Annotated in this window: 19 protein-coding genes; 14 read left to right on the forward strand and 5 right to left on the reverse strand. The window is 68.0% G+C overall.

The window, feature by feature from the left end; all coding sequences use genetic code 11:
- Positions 1-124 precede the first annotated feature (124 nt).
- The 9 genes from QRO93_RS06455 to QRO93_RS06495 all read left to right on the forward strand — a co-directional run bounded on the left by QRO93_RS06455 (position 125) and on the right by QRO93_RS06495 (position 8,027).
- Positions 125-1,558, forward strand: coding sequence for a Do family serine endopeptidase (locus tag QRO93_RS06455; protein ID WP_053448547.1), 1,434 nt, complete (start codon positions 125-127; stop codon positions 1,556-1,558).
- 101 nt (positions 1,559-1,659) lie between these two features.
- The gene (locus QRO93_RS06460) at positions 1,660-2,025 is read left to right on the forward strand and encodes a hypothetical protein (RefSeq protein WP_004153835.1); all 366 of its coding nucleotides are present in this window, start codon (positions 1,660-1,662) and stop codon (positions 2,023-2,025) included.
- Between the two features lie 8 nt (positions 2,026-2,033).
- Complete coding sequence (locus tag QRO93_RS06465; protein WP_004153834.1) at positions 2,034-2,504, forward strand: phage holin family protein; 471 nt, start codon at positions 2,034-2,036, stop codon at positions 2,502-2,504.
- Positions 2,501-2,956 carry a protein sip-5 gene (locus QRO93_RS06470; protein ID WP_180880094.1) on the forward strand — a complete coding sequence of 152 codons (456 nt, stop codon included), beginning with the start codon at positions 2,501-2,503 and terminating at the stop codon, positions 2,954-2,956. The genes QRO93_RS06465 and QRO93_RS06470 overlap by 4 nt, the downstream gene beginning before the upstream one ends.
- 67 nt (positions 2,957-3,023) lie before the next feature.
- Positions 3,024-4,133 (forward strand): AI-2E family transporter, encoded by a 1,110-nt coding sequence (locus QRO93_RS06475; protein WP_040006610.1) that lies wholly within the window; start codon positions 3,024-3,026, stop codon positions 4,131-4,133.
- 31 nt (positions 4,134-4,164) lie between these two features.
- Positions 4,165-4,884: an HAD family hydrolase gene (locus QRO93_RS06480; RefSeq protein WP_180880096.1), complete on the forward strand. Its 720-nt coding sequence runs from the start codon at positions 4,165-4,167 to the stop codon at positions 4,882-4,884.
- A gap of 3 nt (positions 4,885-4,887) precedes the next feature.
- Positions 4,888-6,255 carry a M17 family metallopeptidase gene (locus tag QRO93_RS06485; protein ID WP_053509532.1) on the forward strand — a complete coding sequence of 456 codons (1,368 nt, stop codon included), beginning with the start codon at positions 4,888-4,890 and terminating at the stop codon, positions 6,253-6,255.
- 135 nt (positions 6,256-6,390) lie between these two features.
- A complete protein-coding gene (locus tag QRO93_RS06490) occupies positions 6,391-7,494 on the forward strand; it encodes a catalase family peroxidase (protein WP_164086501.1) in 1,104 nt (367 codons plus the stop codon).
- Positions 7,491-8,027 carry a cytochrome b gene (locus tag QRO93_RS06495; protein WP_004153827.1) on the forward strand — a complete coding sequence of 179 codons (537 nt, stop codon included), beginning with the start codon at positions 7,491-7,493 and terminating at the stop codon, positions 8,025-8,027. Before QRO93_RS06490 ends, QRO93_RS06495 begins: the two co-directional genes overlap by 4 nt.
- A 623-nt stretch (positions 8,028-8,650) precedes the next feature.
- Here the strand turns inward: QRO93_RS06495 and QRO93_RS06500 are convergent.
- From QRO93_RS06500 to QRO93_RS06515, 4 genes are read right to left on the reverse strand one after another with little or no spacing between them, the layout of a single operon-like run.
- Positions 8,651-9,253, reverse strand: coding sequence for a response regulator transcription factor (locus QRO93_RS06500; protein WP_008268231.1), 603 nt, complete (start codon positions 9,251-9,253; stop codon positions 8,651-8,653).
- Positions 9,250-10,464: a sensor histidine kinase gene (locus QRO93_RS06505; RefSeq protein WP_180880098.1), complete on the reverse strand. Its 1,215-nt coding sequence runs from the start codon at positions 10,462-10,464 to the stop codon at positions 9,250-9,252. The genes QRO93_RS06500 and QRO93_RS06505 overlap by 4 nt, the downstream gene beginning before the upstream one ends.
- Before the next feature lie 6 nt (positions 10,465-10,470).
- Positions 10,471-11,247: an ABC transporter permease gene (locus tag QRO93_RS06510; RefSeq protein ID WP_053448541.1), complete on the reverse strand. Its 777-nt coding sequence runs from the start codon at positions 11,245-11,247 to the stop codon at positions 10,471-10,473.
- On the reverse strand, positions 11,244-12,140 hold the full coding sequence (locus QRO93_RS06515; protein WP_180880100.1) for an ABC transporter ATP-binding protein: 897 nt from the start codon (positions 12,138-12,140) through the stop codon (positions 11,244-11,246). The genes QRO93_RS06510 and QRO93_RS06515 overlap by 4 nt, the downstream gene beginning before the upstream one ends.
- Positions 12,141-12,342: 202 nt before the next feature.
- On the opposite strand from QRO93_RS06515, the gene QRO93_RS06520 reads away from it, so the two are divergent.
- The 4 genes from QRO93_RS06520 to QRO93_RS06535 all read left to right on the forward strand — a co-directional run bounded on the left by QRO93_RS06520 (position 12,343) and on the right by QRO93_RS06535 (position 16,890).
- Positions 12,343-13,590, forward strand: a complete 1,248-nt coding sequence (locus tag QRO93_RS06520) for an efflux RND transporter periplasmic adaptor subunit (RefSeq protein ID WP_180880103.1) — start codon at positions 12,343-12,345, stop codon at positions 13,588-13,590.
- A gap of 102 nt (positions 13,591-13,692) precedes the next feature.
- Positions 13,693-14,382 carry an ABC transporter ATP-binding protein gene (locus QRO93_RS06525; protein WP_004153799.1) on the forward strand — a complete coding sequence of 230 codons (690 nt, stop codon included), beginning with the start codon at positions 13,693-13,695 and terminating at the stop codon, positions 14,380-14,382.
- Positions 14,383-14,396: 14 nt separating this feature from the next.
- Positions 14,397-15,554 carry an ABC transporter permease gene (locus tag QRO93_RS06530; protein WP_004153798.1) on the forward strand — a complete coding sequence of 386 codons (1,158 nt, stop codon included), beginning with the start codon at positions 14,397-14,399 and terminating at the stop codon, positions 15,552-15,554.
- A 13-nt stretch (positions 15,555-15,567) separates the two neighbouring features.
- Positions 15,568-16,890, forward strand: coding sequence for an ABC transporter permease (locus QRO93_RS06535; RefSeq protein ID WP_180880105.1), 1,323 nt, complete (start codon positions 15,568-15,570; stop codon positions 16,888-16,890).
- Between the two features lie 75 nt (positions 16,891-16,965).
- On the opposite strand, the gene QRO93_RS06540 is transcribed toward QRO93_RS06535, so the two are convergent.
- A complete protein-coding gene (locus QRO93_RS06540) occupies positions 16,966-17,349 on the reverse strand; it encodes a YrhB family protein (RefSeq protein WP_258011002.1) in 384 nt (127 codons plus the stop codon).
- A gap of 274 nt (positions 17,350-17,623) precedes the next feature.
- On the opposite strand from QRO93_RS06540, the gene QRO93_RS06545 reads away from it, so the two are divergent.
- Positions 17,624-20,449, forward strand: coding sequence for a TonB-dependent receptor (locus QRO93_RS06545; RefSeq protein ID WP_040006614.1), 2,826 nt, complete (start codon positions 17,624-17,626; stop codon positions 20,447-20,449).
- Positions 20,450-20,527 lie beyond the last annotated feature (78 nt).

A 20,527-nucleotide genomic window follows, 5' to 3' on the forward strand; every position in this document is an offset into this window, starting at 1 on the left:
CATTCGGATCCGCCTGCCGGGCACGCGGTTTTCATGGCGCATTTATCCAGATCGCGACACACTCATTCAGCTTGTTTTACCGTAGGGCCGAACCGCCCCCACCCACGCCTGCGAACCGACGCCCATGCGACCGCTCCCCACCCTGCTCACGCTCGCAATCGCCGCTGCCTTCGGTGGCTTCGTTGCCACCGGCCTCAATGCACACCTGGACAACCGCGCCGATGCCGCACCGCTGCCGGCGGTGTTGCCGACCACCGCGGCATTGCCGGCCTCGGTGGCCGGACAGGCGGTGCCCTCGCTGGCGCCAATGCTGGAAAAGGCGATGCCGGCAGTGGTCAGCGTCAACACCAAGCAGGTGGTGCGCGTACGCAACCCGTTCTTCAACGACCCGTTCTTCCGCCGCCTGTTCCCGGACATCCCGCAGGAACGCATCAATGAATCGCTGGGCTCGGGCGTGATCATCGACGCCAAGGAAGGCTTGGTGCTGACCAACCACCACGTCATCGACAATGCCGATGACGTGCAGGTGACGCTGGCCGACGGGCGCACGGTCAAGGCCGAATTCCTCGGTTCGGACCGCGATACCGACATCGCGCTGATCCGCATCCCGGCGCAGAACCTGACCGACATCAAACTGGGCAACAGCGACCAGCTGCGAGTGGGCGACTTCGTGGTGGCCATCGGCAATCCGTTCGGCTTCAGCCAGACGGTTACCTCCGGCATCGTCTCGGCTGTGGGCCGCAGCGGCATCCGCGGCCTGGGCTACCAGAACTTCATCCAGACCGATGCGTCGATCAATCCGGGCAACTCCGGCGGCGCGCTGGTCGACCTGCAGGGCCAGCTGGTCGGCATCAATACCGCCAGCTTCAATCCGCAGGGCAGCATGGCCGGCAATATCGGCCTGGGCCTGGCGATTCCCTCCAACCTGGCGCGCAGCGTGGTCGACCAGCTGGTCAAGCATGGCGTGGTGGTGCGCGGCACGCTGGGCGTGGAGAGCCAGAACCTGACCGCGCAGATCGCGCAGGGCCTGGGCCTGGGCGAAAGCCGCGGCGCGCTGATCACCCGCGTGCTGGCCGGTTCGGCCGCCGCGACCGCTGGCCTGAAACCAGGCGACGTGGTGGTCTCAGCCAATGGCCAGCGCGTGGACAGCGCCGAGGCGCTGCACAACGTGGAAGGCCTGGCCGCGGTCGGCAGCCCGCTGACGCTGGACGTGCGCCGCGAAGGCAAGCCGTTGCAGATCAAGGCGACGCTGAAGGAGCAGGCACGTGCAGTGACCGGCGACAGCCTGGACCCACGCCTGGGCGGCGCCACCTTCGTCGACCTGCCCGAATCGCTGCGCCAGTCGGGCGTTGGCGGCGTACTGGTCAGCGAGGTCAAGCGCGGCAGTCGCGCGGCCAGCAACGGCCTGCAGCAGGGCGACATCATCACCGACGCCACGGTGGGTGAATTCGCCGACCTGGCCAGCTGGCGTGCCAACTTCCAGCAGCGCCCGCCGACCCTGGTACTGCGCGTGCTGCGCAACAACGGCCAGCAGCAGGGCCAGCTCGTGATGCGCTGATCGCCCCGCCGTAACACCCCCTATACCCCGGCAATGCTATTGCTGTCAGTCCAGGTCGGCACCGCCGACACCCGTTCCCCCATCGCAACAGGAGTGATTCGATGAGCCCCACCAATACCGAGAACCTGAAGGAACACCTGGGTGAAGCCGGTTCCCACCTGAAGCAGGCCGCCACGGCCGCCGGCGGCGCGATCAAGGGCGCAACCGGTGCTGCGACCGATGAACTGCGCATCGGCAAGGCCAACGTCAAGGCCGAACTGTCCGACAGCGCGCTGTCCGGCCTGGCCGCCGCCGAGTTCGGTGGTGCCGCCGCCAAGGAACAGGTCGATGCACTGATGGACAAGGGCAAGGATCTGATCGACAGCGCCGCTGAGCTGATCCGCGAACGTCCGCTGGCCTCGTTCGGCGTCGCCTTCGCCGCCGGCTGGATCATCGCCAAGCTGGCCCGCGGCAGCAGCGACAAGTAAGCCGCAGCGTGAGCGAAGACAACGCGCAAGCGCCTGATCCGGCGGCCACCCCGCCGCTGGATGAGAGCATCCGCCAGGTCGGTGCAGCCGGCCGTGCCGCTGCCGATTCGGCCAAGCATTCGCTGCGCTCGTTGCGCCGGTTGGCTTCGGCCGACTTCGCGCTGGCACGCAGTGCGTTCGGCCGTGCACTGGCCTGGGCCGGCGTGGCGATCGTGTTCGGTGCGTCGGCCTGGCTGCTGATGGCGGCCACCCTCATCGCCCTGCTGCAGAGCTGGGGCCTGAGCTGGCTGCAGGCCCTGCTGATCACCTCGCTGCTGAGCCTGGCCGTGACCGGCTATGCGATCTGGCGGGTGTCCTACTTCTTCCACCACACCGGCATGCACGCCACCCGGCGCCAGCTGTCACGCCTGGGCCTGTTCGACGAGCCCAGCGAAGATGACCCGGATGCCGATGTGCAGCTGCCGGAGGGCAAGCCATGAAGTTCGGTGCGCTGCAGCGGCGGGTGAAACGCTGCGAACAGGTGGTGACGGTGCGACTGGTCGAGACCCAGGACCACTGGTCCACGCTCAGCCAGGTCTGGCGCCAGGGCTGGTCGCCGCTGCGCATCGTGGTGGTCGGCCTGGCCGGCGGCTTCATCGCCGGCAAGCTGGAAGTGCCGGGGAAGGTCAACGGTGCGCGGTGGCTGCAGATGGTGGGCTCGGTCTCGAGCCTGTTCGCCAGCGCGCAGGCGGCGTTCGCTACGGCCATGGCGGCGCAGGCCGCAGCCACCGCCGACGATGCCGCCGAAGAAGCCGACGATGCCAGCGAGCAGGCACAGGCGGCCGCATCGGCATCCGCTGCACGCCCGGCACAGGTAGCACAGCCGGCGGCGGAACCGGAACTGCGCGAGCCGCGTCCGGCCGAAGCGGCCACTGAACTGTCCGAACGTTGATGGATGGAATCCGCCGCGCCGATCACGGCCGGCGGATAATGCGCTTCCCTTCCCGGTTGATGCGTCGATGAGCGAGCCCCTCCTGTCCCCGTCAGCGGCCGGCCCCGAACTGCCCGAGGCGCCGCTGCCGCCACCGTCGCGCCCGCGCGGGCCGATGTCGCTGGTGGTGCTGGCCACGCTGGCGGTGGGCTACACCCTGTGGGCCGCACAGGACATCATCCTGCCGGTGCTGCTGGCGATGTTCTTCGCGTTGGTCGGCAACCCGATCCTGCGCCTGTTGCAGAAGCTGTGGATTCCACGTGCGCTGGGCGCACTGCTGGTGCTCGGCGCCGGTCTCGGCGTGACCGGTGCGCTGGCGGTGCAGCTGATCGGCCCGGCGATGGAGTGGGCACAGGAAGCCCCGCAGCAGCTGCGCAAGGTCGCGCGCCAGGTACAGGACCTGACCAAGCCGGTGCAGCAGGCCAACCAGGCCGCAGAGAACTTCGCGCGCGTCGCCGGCGGTGACAGCAACCGCAAGGTGCAGGTGATCCGCACCCAGCTCGACGACCCGTACCGCATGCTGACCCGTGCACCACGGCTGGCCGCCTCGGTGCTGGCGGTGGTGCTGCTGACCCTGTTCTTCATGATCTACGGGCAGAACCTGCAGCGCGCGGCGATCGCGCTGTTCCCGAACCGCCAGCAACAGCGCTTCACCAGCGACATCCTGCGTTCGATCGAGCGCGAGGTCTCGCGCTACGTGCTGACCATCAGCGTGATCAATACCCTGGTCGGGCTGGTGTTTGCCGGCGTCCTGATGCTGTTCGGCATCAGCCTGCAGGATGCACTGCTGTGGGGCACGGTGGCGGCGCTGCTGAATTTCGCGCCCTACGTGGGCCCGCTGATCGGCGTGGCCCTGATGCTGCTGATGGGTTTCGTGGAATTCAGCGACCCGCTGCAGGCGCTGCTGCCGGCGGCCGCCTACCTGGCCCTGCATACCGTGGAGGGCCAGGTGGTGACCCCGATCGTGCTGGGGCGGCGCATGAAGCTGTCGCCACTGGTGCTGATCCTGGCACTGATGGTGTTCGGCTGGGCCTGGGGCATGATCGGGCTGCTGCTGGCAGTGCCGCTGCTGGTGTGCATCAAGCTGGTGCTGGCACGGCTGGACGGCATGCAGGGCTGGGCGCGCCTGCTGGAATGAAAGCCCGCGCGCGCAGGCGTAGAATGGCGGGGTGAATTTCCCCGTCCAAGCCATCACCCTCGACCTTGACGACACGCTGTGGCCGTTCGCTCCGATCGGCGCCCGCATCGACCTGGTCCTGCACGAGTGGATGCGTGAACACAGCCCCGCCACCGCCGCGATGTATCCGGTGGCGGCCATGCGCGAACTGCGCGAGCGCCTGTACCACGCCCATCCGCACCTCCATCACGACCTGAGCGCACTGCGCCGGCTGACCCTGCACGAAGCCCTGCACGGCAGCGGCGCCAGCCTCGACCTGCTGGAGCCGGCGTATGAAGTGTTCTACGCCGCGCGCAACCAGGTGGAGTGCTACCCCGATGCGATCGAGGCACTGGCGCGGATTGCCGCGCGGGTGCCGGTGGCGGCGCTGAGCAATGGCAACGCCGATCTGGAACGGATCGGCCTGGCCCATCATTTCGCCTTCCAGTTGGGTGCGCGCGAGCACGGCGCGGCCAAGCCCGAGGCAAGCATCTTCCACGCCGCCTGCAACCGCCTGGGTGTGGCGCCGGTACAGGTGCTGCATGTCGGCGACCATGCCGAGATGGACGTGGCCGGGGCAATCGCCGCAGGCCTGCGCGGATGCTGGATCAACCGTGAAGCCGCCACCTGGACCCATCCGCAGCTGCAGCCGGACCTGCAGTTCGACACCCTCACCGGCCTGGCCGACTGGTTGGATGCCAACCTCGACGCTGCCGCACCCCGGAGTATCTGACGCATGAGCGAGATCACTGGTTTCACCACTGACGCCACCGCAGCGCTGCCGCTGTACGTGCTGGACCGCGAGCAGTTCGCGGCCTGGAAGGACGGCCAGCCGGCCGCCACCCAGGCCTGGCTGGCATCGCAGGGCTTTACTGCCGGCGCGTTCAGCACCGCGCTGCTGCCCGGTGCCGACGGCCTGGCCGGTGCGGTGATCGGCGTCGGTGATCGCGCCGACGCCTACAGCTACTCGCACGCTCCGCACGCCCTGCCGGAAGGCAGCGTGTGGCAGCTGGCCAGCGAACTGCCGGCCGCCGAACAGGCGCTGATGCAGCTCGGCTGGGGCCTGGGCAGCTACCGCTTCGACCGCTACCGCAAGCGCCACCGTGCGCCGGCGCAGCTGGTGGCCACCCCCACCGGCGAAGCGGCCGACCTGATCACCGCCAGCCTGCGCGTGCGTGACTGGGTCAACACCCCGACCGAGGACATGGGTCCGCAGCAGCTGGAAGACGCCGCACGTGCGCTGGCCGACGCGCATGGCGCCGAGGTCGAGGCGATCACCGGCGATGCGCTGCTGAAGCAGAACTTCCCGGCCATCCATGCCGTGGGCCGCGCCTCGCACCGCGCTCCGCGCCTGGTCGTGCTGCGCTGGGGCAAGGACACCGATCCGGCACTGGTGCTGGTCGGCAAGGGCGTGTGCTTCGACACCGGTGGCCTGGACATCAAGCCGGCCGACGGCATGCGCAACATGAAGAAGGACATGGGCGGCGCCGCGCACGCGCTGGCCCTGGCCGGCCTGGTGATGGCCCGCGGGCTGCCGGTGCGGCTGACCCTGCTGGTGCCGGCGGTGGAAAACGCGATCGGCCCGGATGCCTTCCGCCCGGGCGAAGTCATCGCCACGCGCAAGGGCCTGAGCGTGGAGATCGACAACACCGACGCCGAAGGCCGCGTGATCCTGTGCGACGCGCTGACCTTCGCCAGCGAGCAGAAACCCGACCTGGTGCTGGACTTCGCCACCCTCACCGGTGCTGCACGCATCGCGCTGGGCCCGGACCTGCCGGCACTGTTCAGCAACGATGACAGCGTGGCCCAGCAGTGGCTGCAGGCCGGCGACGCGACCCGCGACCCGGTCTGGCGCATGCCGCTGTGGCGCCCCTACCTGCGTTATCTGACCAGTGGCATCGCGGACCTGGCCAATGCCGGTTCGCGCATGGCCGGCTCGGTCACTGCCGCGCTGTACCTGGAACGTTTCCTGGAAGACGGCCAGCGCTGGGCGCATCTGGACGTCTATGCCTGGAACGACGGCGAGCGACCGGGCCGTCCGGCCGGTGGCGAAGCGCTGGCGCTGCGTTCGGCCTGGGCGATGCTGAAGGCGCGCTACAGCTGATCGGGTGGGTGCCGACCTTGGTCGGCACGCCTTCCCCGGCAAACTTGACGAAAATTTGAATACCGGGCCTGGAAGGGTTCTGCGAGGATGTGCGGGTCGACCACCCACACGCTCCGTGAAGGCAGGAACCCGACCATGTCGCTCTTCCGCTATACCCGCGCCGGCCAGGCGCCGGGCGCACCGCGCAGGCATTCGCCGCTGCTCTGGATCGCACTGATCGCGCTCATCCTGGGTGCCGTCGCACTGACCTTCGCCTGGCTGGCCGGCTGGATCGGCAACCGCCTGACCGCGCAGCGCTTCACCGACACCATCGAAGCCACCGGCCCGGCGCATCCAGGCTTCCGCCGTGCGCACAGCAAGGGCATCTGTGTGAGCGGCTGGTTCGAACCGAGCGCGCAGGCGCCGACGCTGTCCAGCGCACGGGTGTTCTCGCAACCGCGCGTGCCGGTGATGGGGCGGCTGTCGATCGGCGGCGGCGATCCCTACGGTGCCGACAACACCGCACGCGTGCGCAGCCTGGCGGTGCAGATGGTCAGCGATGACGGCCAGGAGTGGCGGATGGCGATGAACAGCTTCCCGTTCTTCGCCGTTCCCGATGCAGAGGCGTTCTTCGAGCAGACCCGCGCCTCCATTCCCGACCCGGCCACCGGCAAGCCCGACCCGCAGAAGATGGCGGCCGTGCTGGCGAAGTACCCCAGTGCACAGGCCTTCCAGCAATGGGCCAAGACCGCGCCGTGGACCAGCAGCTGGGCCGACACCACCTTCAACAGTGTCAACAGCTTCTGGTTCACCAACGCGCAGGGCCAGAAGCGCGCGGTGCGCTGGCGCTGGCAGCCGCAGGCGCCGGTGGTGGAAATGGACGCCGAAACGCGCAAGCAGGCCAGCGTCGATTTCCTCAGCCAGGAACTGCAGCAGCGCCTGGCCAGTGGTCCGGTGCGCTGGAACCTGGTCGTCAGCACCGCCGAGCCCGGCGACGCCATCGATGATCCGTCGGTAGCGTGGCCCGAGTCGCGTGAACAGGTGGTGGCCGGCGTGCTCAGCCTGGACCGCATGCAGTCGCAGGAAGAAGGCGCCTGCGGACAGATCAACTTCGATCCGCTGATCCTGCCCAGCGGCGTGCGCGGCAGCGACGATCCGATCCTGGCCGCACGCTCGGCCGTGTACTCGCAGTCGTTCAACCGCCGCGAGCGCGAGCGCGCCAGCGGCAACGTGGAGCAACCGAAGGAGGCCGCACGATGAGCACCGGCAATGGCCACTTCAACCTGCTGGCGCGGGTACTGCACTGGTCCATGGCGCTGATGATCATCGCCATGCTGTTCATCGGCGTGACCATGGTCGCCTCGCTGCATCTGCGCCCCGTGCTGATCGACCTGCACCGTCCACTGGGCATCGCGATCCTGCTGCTGGTGCTGCTGCGCCTGTACAACCGGCTGCGCCATCGCCCGCCGCCGCTGCCGGCCGATCTGCCGGTGTGGCAGGTGATGGCGGCCAAGGCGTCGCATTGGATGCTGTACGCGCTGATGCTGGCGATGCCGCTGATCGGCTGGGCGATGCTGTCGGCCGGCGGTTACCCGATCGTGCTGTGGGGTGGCCTGCACCTGCCGCCGATCGTGCCGCACACCCCGGCCCTGTATGCCGCGCTGCGCAACGCGCACAGCCTGCTGGCCTATGTATTGTTCGCCACCGTGCTGATGCACGTGGGGGCGGCGCTGTTCCACCTGTGGGTGCGGCGTGACGGGGTGTTCCAGGCGATGGCGCGCGGGAAGGATTGATCGGGTTCGCCGGGAGTTCCCGGCGGATCGTTTCCGCGACTGCGGAGGGGTGTCACTTTCTTTGCTCGTGCACCGCGCTGCAGGAGCAGCGCGGAACGGCGCAGCCGGCCCGTAGGGTGGCGCACATGGATGTGCGCCATCAAGAAAGTAACCAAAGAAACACGCCGCCAGGTCGCGAGCCGGTGCTACGCACCGGTGCCCTGCGCTTCTCGGGGAAACAGGGGATGGCGCCGAACTCGCTGCGCTCAAACACCGGCGCCTCTTCGCCCCTGATTCCCCTGCGATGCTCGGCTCGCTTGAAGGCGGATTGGAAGGTCAAGATCAACGGCAACGGCATCCACGCATGGCGTGGATCTACTGGGTGCAGCTGTGGCATTTGACCTTGGGTCCGCCTTGAGCGAGCCGAGCACCGCAGGTCCGGCGAGGGCGAAGAGGTGCGGGTGTCTGAGCGCAGCGAGTTCCCGCACCGCCCCTCGACGGGCCGAGGAGCACAGGGCACCGGCGTGCGAAGCACGCCGGCTCGCGGCCGGCGGAGCGTTTCTTTGGTTACTTTCTTTGCGCGCAAAGAAAGTGACACCCCCCCGCGGTCGCGGAAACGACATCACGCAAACAGCAAGCCGCCCCTACAACCACCCCTTCTGCCGCGCCAGCCGATACGCCTCGATGCGATTGGCCACGCCCAGCTTGCCGATGCACTCGGACAGGTAATTGCGCACCGTGCCGTGCGACAACCCCAGCTGCTCGGCGATTTCGCTGGCCGTGCGGCCCTCGCCCGCCAGCCGCAGCACCCGGCGTTCGCGGTCGGTCAGCGGGTCGGCCTGCGACCATGCATCCAGCGCCAGCTGCGGGTCGATCGCGCGGATGCCCTGGTTCACCTTGCGCAGTGCGTCGGCCAGGTTCTCGGCCGGTGCGTCCTTCAACAGGTAGCCCAGCACGCCGGCTTCCAACGCGCGACGCAGGAAGCCGGCACGGGCGAAGGTGGTCACGATCACCACCTTGATCGGCAGCTCATGGCGGGCGATGCGCTGCGCCAGTTCCAGCCCGGACAGGCCAGGCATCTCGATGTCGGTCACCAGGATGTCCGGCTTCAGCTGCTGCAGCATCCGCCATGCGGCTTCGCCGTCGGCGGCGCTGCCCAGTACCTCGATATCAGGCTCCAGGCCCAGCAGCGCCGACAACGCACCCCGTACCATCGCCTGGTCTTCGGCCAGCAGGATGCGGATCATGCCGCACCGCCCGGTGCCAATGACGCCGGCGGCACCGGCGTACTGGCGGCCACCAGCGGCACGCGCACGGTCAGCACCGTGCCTTCTCCGCGCGGAGACTGCAGCGTCAACTGGCCACCCAGCGCCGCCGCCCGTTCGCGCATGCCACACAGTCCATTGCCCTCGGCCTGCACGCCACCGCGCCCGTCATCGCGTATCTGCATCGCCAACTGTCGTTCCTCAAGCATGAAATCCACCTGCACCCGGGTCGCCTGCGCATGGCGCACGATATTGGTGGCTGCTTCGCGCAGCACCAGCGCCAGTCCACGTTCCACGTCCACCGGCATCGGTGGCGGCGTCGTGTACTGCAGGTGCACCTGCTGGCATTCCAGCAGCAGGCGTGCCGAGGCCAGCTCACCGGCCAGGTCACTGGCGCGGATGCCGGTCACCGCACTGCGGACCTGTGCCAGCGCCTCGCGGGCGATCGCCTCGGCCTCGCCGATCTCCTGCCGCGCGCGCGCGTCGCCACGGTCGTGCAGCTTGCGCGCCAGCTCCAGCTTCAACGTGATCAGCGACAGGGTGTGGCCGAGCAGGTCATGCAGGTCACGGCCGATGCGTTCGCGCTCGGCGGTGGTCGCCAGCCGCCGGACTTCGTCCTGCGACAGCTGCAGGGCAACGTCGCGCTGCTGGCTCAGGGCCTCCACGTTCACCACCAGCCCGACAATGAACGACACCGCCGGCATCCACACCATGGCCTGCCACGGATAGCCGAAGTACAGCGCGGTGCCACAGAACAGCAGGTTCAGCCCGGTCAGCTGCAGCAGGTACGCCCACCAGCTGCTGCGCCCGCTCATGCGGATCATCACGCAGCCGAACACGAAGTAGCTCAAGCCCGAGGGGTACCAGGGCAGCAGTACCAGCGCCAGCACGATCATGCCCAGCGCATAGCGCCACCCATGGTGCCGTGGCGCCAGCATCACCCTGGCGTAGAGCAGCAGGAACAGCGGATAGCTGACCAGGGTCAGCAGCAGCCAGCGCAGCGTGAAGCCATTGCCCAGCACCGGGGTGAGGAAGATCCATACCGACCACAGCAGGTGGATCGCGCCGCTCCAGGGCGACTTGCCACGTCGCAGCAGTTCGGCCACGGCCGAATCCGGCGCAGGGCGCAGCAGGGACGCAAGCCAGCTCGACGACACGGGAGGATCCAGGCGGGGACGAACGTTGCCGATCATGCCAGTTCAGCCGATCCGGCGCAGGCGGCGGCGTGCCAGCAGCAACGCCACCACGGTCACCGCCAGCAGCACCAGCAGATGGCCGCCGATGCTGCCCGCCGACGGCAGCCCGACCACCGGCAGCGCCAGCTGCGCCAGATGCCAGGTCGGCCACAGCGGTGCCATCGTCGAGAACAGCGCAGGCAGTGCCGACAGCGGCAGCCACAGCCCCGACAGCAGGGCCAGCGGCAGGTAGACCAGGTTGACCATCGCCGGCGCCGCACTGGCGCTGACATGGCTGCCGATCAGCAGGCCGATCGCCCCCAGCGGCAGTGCGGCCAGGCCGGCCACCGCCAGCAGCTGCAGCATCTGCGCGGGTTGCAGGTGCACGCCGCCCAGCACGCGCGCCACGCCGATCAGCAACGCGGCCACCAGCAGCGCGAACATCACCGCCATCGCCAGCCGTGCCAGCAGCGGTGCCGCTGCCGGCATCGGCAGCGCGCGCTTGAGGGTCAGCAGGCCGCCTTCGCGGTCCAGCGCGAGCTGCACGCCGAAGCCGAACAGGGCCGGCGCCATCGCGCCGAACACGCAGTAGGTGGCCAGCAGGTACAGCGGCGCATGGCCCCGCCCCAGCAGCACGCCGAACAGCAGGTAGAACAGCACCGGGAACAGCAGCGACGGCACCGCGAACGCGGGCGTGCGCCAGGCGCGGCGCAGCTCGGCCTGCAGTTCAGCGGCGTAGGGGCGCAGGGCGCGGCGCCATCCCGGGCGCGCGGCTGCAGGCGTACGGATCACGGTGTTCATGCGGCCTCCCGGGTCATGTCGAGGAAAGCGTCGGCCAGCGCCGCGCCCTGTACTTCCAGCTCGCACAGCTGTGCGTCGGCGGCCAGCAGGCGCGCCACCACCGGCTCGGCCGGGCTGGCCAGCAGCTGCAGGTGCTCGCCCTCGCGCTGCACCTGCTGCACGCCGGGCCACTGCCGCAGCACATCGACGGCCAGCGCACTGCGGCACCGGATGCGCCGCGGCCGGTCGGCCAGGCGCAGTTCGGCCAGCGGCGCGTCGGCCAGCACCCGGCCCTGCTCCAGCACCACCACCTGCTGGGCCAGGGCTTCGGCCTCCTCCAGGTAATGGGTGGTCAGCAGCACGCCGCAGCCTTCGGCCACGTGCTGCCGGATCGCCTGCCACATCCCCTGCCGCGCCTGGATGTCCAGGCCGGTGGTGGGCTCGTCCAGGAACAGCACGCGCGGGCGGCCGCAGATCGCGATGGCGAACTGCACGGCACGCTGCTGGCCACCGGACAGCTGGCCGTAACGGCGCCGCGCCAGCGCCTGCAGGCCGGCGCGCTGCAGCACCTCCTGCAGAGGCATGGGCTCGGGATAGCAGGCGCTGGCCTGCGCCACCAGCTCGTCCACCTGCAGCATCGGCGGCAGGCTGGTGCTCTGCAGCATCACGCCCAGGCCCAGTCGGCTGGTGCGCTGCTGCGGGTCGCCGCCGAGCAGCTCGACCTCGCCGGCATCGGCCCGCCGCAGGCCCAACAACACGCTGATCGCGGTACTCTTGCCAGCACCATTGCGGCCCAGCAATGCCAGCACCTGGCCAGCGCGGACCTGCAGGTCGATGCCATGCAGGGCGGTATGGTCGCGATAGCGCACCTGCACCTGCTGCAGGCGGGCCAGCGACGGGGCGATCGGATCCATGGGCGGTACCGGTAGCGGGGACGTTGCCATCCTGTGCCGCCGTGGTCACGTTTCGCAGTTGCCACCGTCAGTGTCATCGGATGACAGCTGTCACTGCCATCATCGCCGTACCTGCCTTCATGCTGTGCCGCACGCTCCCTCGCCGGAACCGCCGCCGTCCGCGCTTCCGGCCACACCCGCCCGAACGCCTGTGATGGAACGAATGAACGCTTCTGCCGAGCTGTTGAAGGAACTCCGTATCGACCGCAAATCGCCGCCAACTGCCTCCGGCGGTAGTGGCGGTGGCCGCCGCTGGCTGTGGATCGCGATCATCGTGGTGGTGCTGCTGATCGCCGCCGCCATCGCCTTCCTGTTCGGCCGCACGCCGGCCGTGGAAGTGGAAACCGCGCCTGCCGTGGCTATCCAGCAGGGCAGCGCCAGCAGTTCGGTGCTCGACGCCAGCGGCTACGTGGTGGCCCGGCGCATGGCCACGGTCTCGGCCAAGATCACCGGCAAGGTGCGCGAGGTGATGATCGAGGAAGGCATGCGCGTGGAGCAGGGCCAGATCATGGCCACGCTGGACCCGATCGATGCCGACGCGCAGCGCAGCCTGTATGCCTCGCAGCTGCAGGCCGCGCGCAGCCAGGTCGCCGGGCTGGAAGCGCAGCAGAAGCAGGCCGCGGCCGAAGCCAGCCGCCTGCAGGCGCTGGTCGGCCAGCAGCTGGTGTCGCGCTCGCAGTACGACCAGGCCGTGGCCCAGCGTGACAGCCTGCGTGCCCAGCTCGACACCGCCCAGCGCAACGTCAAGGTCGCCCACGACCAGCTGGCCATCGCCGACCTCGGCGTGGACAACAACGTGGTGCGCGCGCCGTTCTCCGGGGTTGTCACCGCCAAGGCGGCGCAACCGGGTGAAATCGTCTCGCCGTTGTCGGCCGGCGGCGGCTTCACCCGTACCGGCATCGGCACCATCGTCGACATGGATTCGCTGGAGATCGAGGTCGAGGTCGGCGAGGCCTTCATCGGCCGCGTGCAGCCGAAGATGCCGGTGGAAGCCACGCTCAACGCCTACCCGGAATGGAAGATTCCGGGCGAGGTGATCGCCATCATTCCCACCGCTGACCGCGGCAAGGCCACGGTGAAGGTGCGCGTGGCACTGAAGGTGAAGGACCCGCGCATCGTGCCGGAGATGGGCGTGCGGGTCAGCTTCCTGGAACAGGCACAGCCGCAGGCCGCCAGCACGCCGCAGGGTGTGCGCGTGCCGGCCGGCGCGGTGGTGCAGCGTGAAAGCAGCACGGTCGCCTTCGTGCTGGGCGATGACAGCCGCGTGCAGCAGCGCACGGTCGAGGCCGGCCAGGCGATGGGCAAGGACCGCCAGATCCTCAAGGGCGTGAGCGCGGGCGAGTCGGTGGTGGTCAATCCACCGGAGACCCTGCGCGATGGCGCCAAGGTGCAACAGAAACAAGCGCAGTAACGGCCTGGCGCCCCCGCGCGCCGCCGGCAGCACCGCTCGACGCACGCCCGCGGCCACCGCGGGCGCAGTGCCCCGTTTCCCGCCTTCCGTGGAGAACCACCCATGTCGACCCTGGTTTCACTGCGCAACATCACCAAGACCTACCAGCGTGGCCCCGAGAAAGTGCAGGTGCTGCACGGCATCGACCTGGACATCGCGCGCGGCGACTTCGTCGCGCTGATGGGCCCCTCCGGTTCGGGCAAGACCACCCTGCTCAACCTGATCGGCGGCCTGGACAACCCCAGCGGCGGCGAGATCAGCATCGAAGGCGAGCGCATCGACCAGATGAGCGGCGGCCAGCTGTCGACCTGGCGCAGCCACCACGTCGGCTTCGTGTTCCAGTTCTACAACCTGATGCCGATGCTGACCGCGCAGAAGAACGTCGAGCTGCCGCTGCTGCTGACCCACCTCAGCGCCGCGCAGCGCAAGCGCAATGCGGAGATCGCGCTGACCCTGGTCGGCCTGGCCGACCGCCGCAGCCACCGCCCGAATGAGCTGTCCGGCGGCCAGCAGCAGCGCGTGGCGATCGCCCGTGCGATCGTCTCCGACCCCACCTTCCTGATCTGCGACGAACCCACCGGCGACCTCGACCGCCAGTCCGCCGAAGAGATCCTGGGCCTGCTGCAGCAGCTCAACCGCGAGCACGGCAAGACCATCATCATGGTCACCCATGACCCGAAGGCGGCCGAGTACGCCACGCACACCGTGCACCTGGACAAGGGCGAGCTGGCCGACGCCCCGCTGGCCCACTGACGGAGGCCACCGCGATGAAATACTTCTCACTGGTGTGGGCGCAGCTGTTCCGCAGCCGCACACGTACCTTGCTGACCCTGCTCTCGGTGGTGGCCGCGTTCCTGCTGTTCGGCATGCTCGACTCGGTACGCGTGGCCTTCAATTCCGGCGGCAGCGTGGAAGGGGCCAACCGGCTGGTGGTGGCCTCGCGGCTGTCGATCACCCAGTCGCTGCCGATCCGCCTGGAGACCCAGATCCGCCAGGTCGCCGGCGTGCGTGATGTGGCCTATGGCATGTGGTTCGGCGGCATCTACCAGGACCCGAAGAACTTCTTCCCGAACTTCTCGGTGTCGCCCAACTACTTCGACGTGTACCGCGAACTGCAGATCGACCCGGCGCAGCTGGAAGACTGGAAGCAGACCCGCACCGGCGCCATCGTCGGCGAAACCCTGGCCAAGCAGTTCGGCTGGAAGATCGGTGACACCATCCCGCTGCAGGCCACGATCTTCCCGCGCGGCGGCAGCAACGACTGGCCGCTGGAACTGAAGGGCATCTACCGCTCCAAGGACCGTGCATTGGCCGCCAACGAAGAACGCCAGTTGATGATGAACTGGAAGTACTTCGATGAATCCAACGACTACATCAAGAACCAGGTGAGCTGGTACACGGTGACGCTGGACAATCCCGACCACTCCTCGCGCGTGGCGCAGGCCATCGATGCGATCTCGGCCAACTCCGACCACGAGACCAAGACCCAGACCGAGTCGGCGTTCCAGCAGGCCTTCGTCAAGCAGTTCGCCGATATCGGCATGATCGTCACCTCGATCATGGGCGCGGTGTTCTTCACCCTGCTGCTGCTGACCGGCAACACCATGGCGCAGGCGGTGCGCGAGCGCGTGCCCGAACTGGCCACGCTGAAGACGCTGGGCTTCAGGGACAGCACCGTGCTGACCCTGGTGATGGTGGAGTCGGTGCTGCTGATCGGCCTCGGCGGCCTGATCGGCATGGGCCTGGCCGCACTGGTGCTGCCCGCGATCAGCCCGAAGAGCATGGGCATGCTGCCGCCGCACGTGCCAACGCCGACCTGGCTGATGGGGCTGGGCCTGATCGTGGTGATCGGCATCATCGTCGGCTTGTTGCCGGCGCTGCGTGCCAAGCGCCTGAAGATCGTCGACGCACTGGCCGGCCGCTGAGGAGGACACCGACATGTTCAAGAGCAAACTCAAGAAGTGGCTGGGCAACGCGCTGACCGTGCTGCTGCTGGTGATCGGCCTGGTGCTGTGGATCAGCCTGCCGTGGATCGGCGTACTGGCCGTGGCGGTACTGGTGGCGCTGTGGCTGCTGCTGACCCGCGGCGGACGGCTGGCGCTGGCCGCCACCCGCATCGGTGTGGCCAGCCTGCCGCAGCGCTGGGGCGCCTCCTCGGTGATCGTGGTCGGCATCGCCGGCGTGGTCGGCGTGCTGGTGGCGATGCTGGCGATGGGCGAAGGCTTCAAGGCCACGCTCAACAACACCGGCGATGACACCACTGCCATCGTGCTGCGCGGCGGTTCGCAGGCCGAGACCAACTCGGTGATCACCCGCGAGCAGGTACCCACGCTGTCCACGCTGCCCGGCATCAGCCGTGATGCGCAGGGCCGGCCAATGCTGTCGCCGGAGCTGTCGCAGGTGGTCAACCTGGTGTCGAAGGCCGATGGCACCGACGTCAACGCGCAGTTCCGAGGCGTCGGCCCGCAGGCGTGGGCCGTGCATGACAAGGTCAAGATCATCGAAGGGCGCCGGTTCGCCGCCGGCCTGCGCGAGATCGTGGTCGGCCAGGGCGCACGCGGCCAGTTCCGCGATATGGATGTCGGCAGGACGCTGACGTTGGGCAACCAGACCTGGACCGTGGTCGGCGTGTTCGCCACCGGCGATGCGCATGATTCGGAACTGTGGACCGATGCCGATACGCTGGCCACCACCTATCAGCGCAGTGCCTGGCAGTCGATCAGCGTGCGCACCGATGGCAAGGCCGGCTTCGAGCAGTTCAAGGCCGCCGTTGCCGCCGACCCGCGGCTGAAGCTGGACGTGGAAACCACCCGCGTCTACTACAGCAAGCAGGGCGGCGGTCTGACCAAGCTGATCGACATCCTCGGCAAGGTGATCGGCACGATCATGGCGGTGGGTGCGGTGTTCGGCGCACTCAACACCATGTATGCCGCCGTGGCCACGCGTGCGCGCGAGATCGCCACCATGCGCGCGATCGGTTTCCGCGGCCTGCCGGTGGTGACCGCGGTGATGCTGGAGACGATGCTGCTGGCCCTGCTCGGCGGGCTGCTCGGTTGCGCGGTGGCGTGGCTGCTGTTCAACGGCTACAGCGTGTCCACCATCGGCAGCAATTTCAGCGCAGTGGTATTCAAGTTCCATGTGTCGCCGGAACTGCTGTGGACGGGCCTGAAATGGGCATTGGGCATCGGCCTGGTCGGCGGCCTGTTCCCGGCGCTGCGTGCGGCGCGATTGCCGATCACCACGGCACTGCGTGAAACCTGAGCATCACGCAGCGATGGAATGCGCATCGCGCAGAGGGACGGAGCGAAGGCTCCGTCCTTTTTTCGTTTGCCGAACTCAGAAATCTGCCGCTGCGGCATCAGACGGCAAGGCGCGCGAGGCCAGATGCTGGCGAAGGGCGTCCTCCGGCGGATACGCCGTGCCCAGCACGTGCTGCTCGCCCGTATGCCGGTCGACGAAGATCGGTCCATTGCCGGCCAACGCATCCGAGATTTCGCCGGATTGCAGGTAGCGCAGCGACTGGAAGCAGAACAGCCAGCCTTCGACCACTTCATGCTCATGCGTGATGGCAACCGGCTCATCATCTCTTGCAAGCGCAGCCTGCACGCGACGGCGAGCTTCTTCGAGCTGGATCATTCCTTCATCTCCCACTTTCGACGACGACGCGAAGAGCATTTCATGCAGGTTGATGCATCGCAACGGATGCGCGCCTGCGTACAAGCGCGCGCTGCGGCGTGTTGTCGCAACCCCTCAAGCGTGCCGGGTTCGTGCCGCTATCGATGCCTCTGCCCATTGCAAACGCAGCGCACGTGACGTTGCGCACAGTGCATCTGTGGATTGTTGGTTGCGATTCATTTTCGCACGCATGCAGCAGCGCAGAGGCAAACAGTTACGGATGGAAACACTCTAGAATCCGGCCCCCCACGTTGGTTTGCAGCACCCCACGCGCCCACAGAACGGGCGCTTGTTTTTCCTGAAACACGAGATGTCACGGATGTCCCTGAAAACCACTCCGCTGCGCAACGCGATCGTGATCGCGCTGGCTGCCAGCTGCACCACCCCCGCCTTTGCGCAGAGCGCCGGCGATACCACCACCAACCTCGACCGCATCGAAATCACCGGTTCGCGCATCCGCCAGGCCAGTGTCGAAACCGCACAGCCGGTGATCGCGCTCAGCCGCGCCGAGATCGACAAGAAGGGCTACGTCAACGTCGCCGACATCCTGCAGGACATTCCTGCAGCAGGCGCGCCCAGCATGAGCCGCGCCTCGTCGCTGACCTCCTCGCGCGACTTCGGCGGCATGTACGTCAGCCTGCGCAACCTGGGCCCGGAACGCAGCCTGGTGCTGATCGACGGCCGCCGCATGGGCGTCAGCGCCGGCGGTTACTCCGATCTGGCCTCGATCCCATCGGCGATTGTCGAGCGCGTGGAAGTGCTGACCGACGGTGCCTCCGCACTGTACGGCTCCGATGCCATCGCCGGCGTGGTCAACATCATCACCCGCAGGAACTTCGATGGCGGCCAGGCCAGTGCCTACGTCGGCCAGTACGGCGAAGGCGACGGCCAGAAGCGCTCCTACAGCGCCACCTTCGGCAAGACCTTCGACCGCGGCTGGTTCAGCGTCGGCGCCGAGCGCACCAAGGAAGACGAGGTGCTGGGCAAGGACCGCGAGTTCAGCCGTTACCCGAACGGCCCGCGCCACCCCAATGACGGCCTGAACGGCAACACCCCGTGGGGCTACGTCACCGTGGGTGGCAAGAACCTGACCGTGGGCCCGGGCGGCGACCCCAGCAAGGCGGGCAACTTCCACGCGCCGGACCCGGCCGACGGTGCCAACACCAAGTCGAACATGAGCCTGCAGACCGGCCTGGAGCGCACCTCGGTGTTCGCCAACGGTGGCTTCTCCATCACCGACGACCTGCGCATCGTCGCCGACGCGCTGTACAGCAAGCGCGAGTCGATCAAGCACCTGGCCGGTTACCCGTACTCGGTGAGTGCCGCGCAGGCACGCAGCGGCAGCCGCGCCGCGCTGTCCAAGGACAGCGCATTCAACCTGTGGGGCCAGGACGTTCTGTTCGCGCACCGCACCGAGGAACTGCCGCGCGGCACCGAGAACAACCTGGAAACCAAGCGCGCCAGCATCGGCCTGGAAGGCAGCTTCGAAACCGGTTCGCGGTACTGGGACTGGAACGTCAGCTACATGTACAACCGCAATGAAGGCGAGCGCATCGGTACCGGCAGCATGTACCAGCCGCACGTCAACCTGGCCGTCGGCCCGTCCTTCATGGATGGCGACGTGGCCCGCTGCGGTACGCCGGGCGCGGTGATCGCCGGCTGCGTGCCGTGGAACCCGGCAGCGCCGATGGGCTACACCGGCCCGGGCTCGCTGAGCAACCAGGACGTGCAGGACTACCTGTTCACCCGCTTCGTCGACAAGATGCAGAGCACCACCAAGGTCGCCAGCGGCAACATCTCCGGCTCGCTGTTCACCCTGCCGGCCGGCGACATCCTGGCCGCGCTGGGCGTCGAACACCGCAGCGAAGAAGCCAGCTACACCCCGGATGCGAAGGTGCAGAAGGGCGAGATCGCCGGTACCAGTGGCCAGCCGACCCGTGGCAACTACTCGCTCAACGAGGTCTACCTGGAACTGCAGGTGCCGCTGCTGGCCGACCTGCCGTTCGCCCGCGAACTGTCGCTGGACGTGGCTGGTCGCTACTCGGATTACAACAACTTCGGTTCGACCACCAACAGCAAGTTCGGGCTGAAGTGGAAGCCGATCGACAGCCTGCTGGTGCGCGCCACCTACGGCACCGGCTTCCGTGCGCCCACCGTGGACGACCTGTACGGTGGCACCGTCAGCAGCCGCGACGCGTTCACCGATCCGTGCGATACCTCCTTCGGTACCGCTGCCACCAGCGCTGCCGTCGCCGCCCGTTGCCAGGCGCTGAAGGTGCCGGCCAACTTCCGCCAGCTCAACAGCGATGGCAGCGTGGCCACCAAGCCCGGCCAGCAGGCCACCACCGATTTCAGCTCCGGTTCCAACCCGGAACTGAAGCCGGAAACCGCCAAGACCTGGACCGTGGGCCTGGTGTACAGCCCGGACTTCGTGCCAGGCCTGGACGTCAGCCTGGACTGGTGGAAGATCCGCATCAACAACGCCATCGTCGGCGAGTCGGCCACCAACCTGCTGGAACAGTGCTACGTGCAGGGTTCGGACGCCGCCTGCGGCCGCTTCACCCGCGGCAGCAACGGCCAGGTCAACAGCCTGGACCGCTCGCTGGTCAACGCCGGTTTCCGCGAGACCGCCGGCTATGACATCAACCTGCGCTACCGCCTGCCGGACACCACGTTCGGCAAGTTCGCCGTCAACTGGAACACCACCTACACCGACTACCTGGAGCAGCGCAACGACAACGCCGTCACCACTCCGGTGGAACAGCGTACCGGTTGGGGCGGCGACTTCCGCGTGCGCTCCACCTTCAACCTGGATTGGCAGTACGGCGACTTCGGCATCGGCTGGACCGCGCGCTACTACTCCAGCATGAAGGAGAAGTGCTCGTACATGGACGAGTGCAACCTGCCGGACTTCAACTCGCCGTACACCAGCACCTCGCCGACCAACAAGGTGGGCTCCAACACCTTCCACGACCTGCAGGTGCGTTACAGCCTGCCGTGGGATGGCACCGTGTCGCTGGGCGTGAACAACGTGTTCAACCACCAGGGTCCGACCATGTACAGCCAGCCGAACAGCAGCTTCACCTACTACGGTGGCTTCGACATCGGCCGCTTCATGTACATGAAGTACCAGCAGCGCTTCTAAGCCTGCACCCGCGTTCCCGCCACCGCCATCTCTCTCTCCTGGCGGTGGATGGAAGCAGAACGGCGCCCTTCGGGGCGC

The sequence above is a fragment of the Stenotrophomonas maltophilia group sp. Smal17 genome (assembly GCF_030237045.1).
Lineage (GTDB): Bacteria > Pseudomonadota > Gammaproteobacteria > Xanthomonadales > Xanthomonadaceae > Stenotrophomonas > Stenotrophomonas forensis.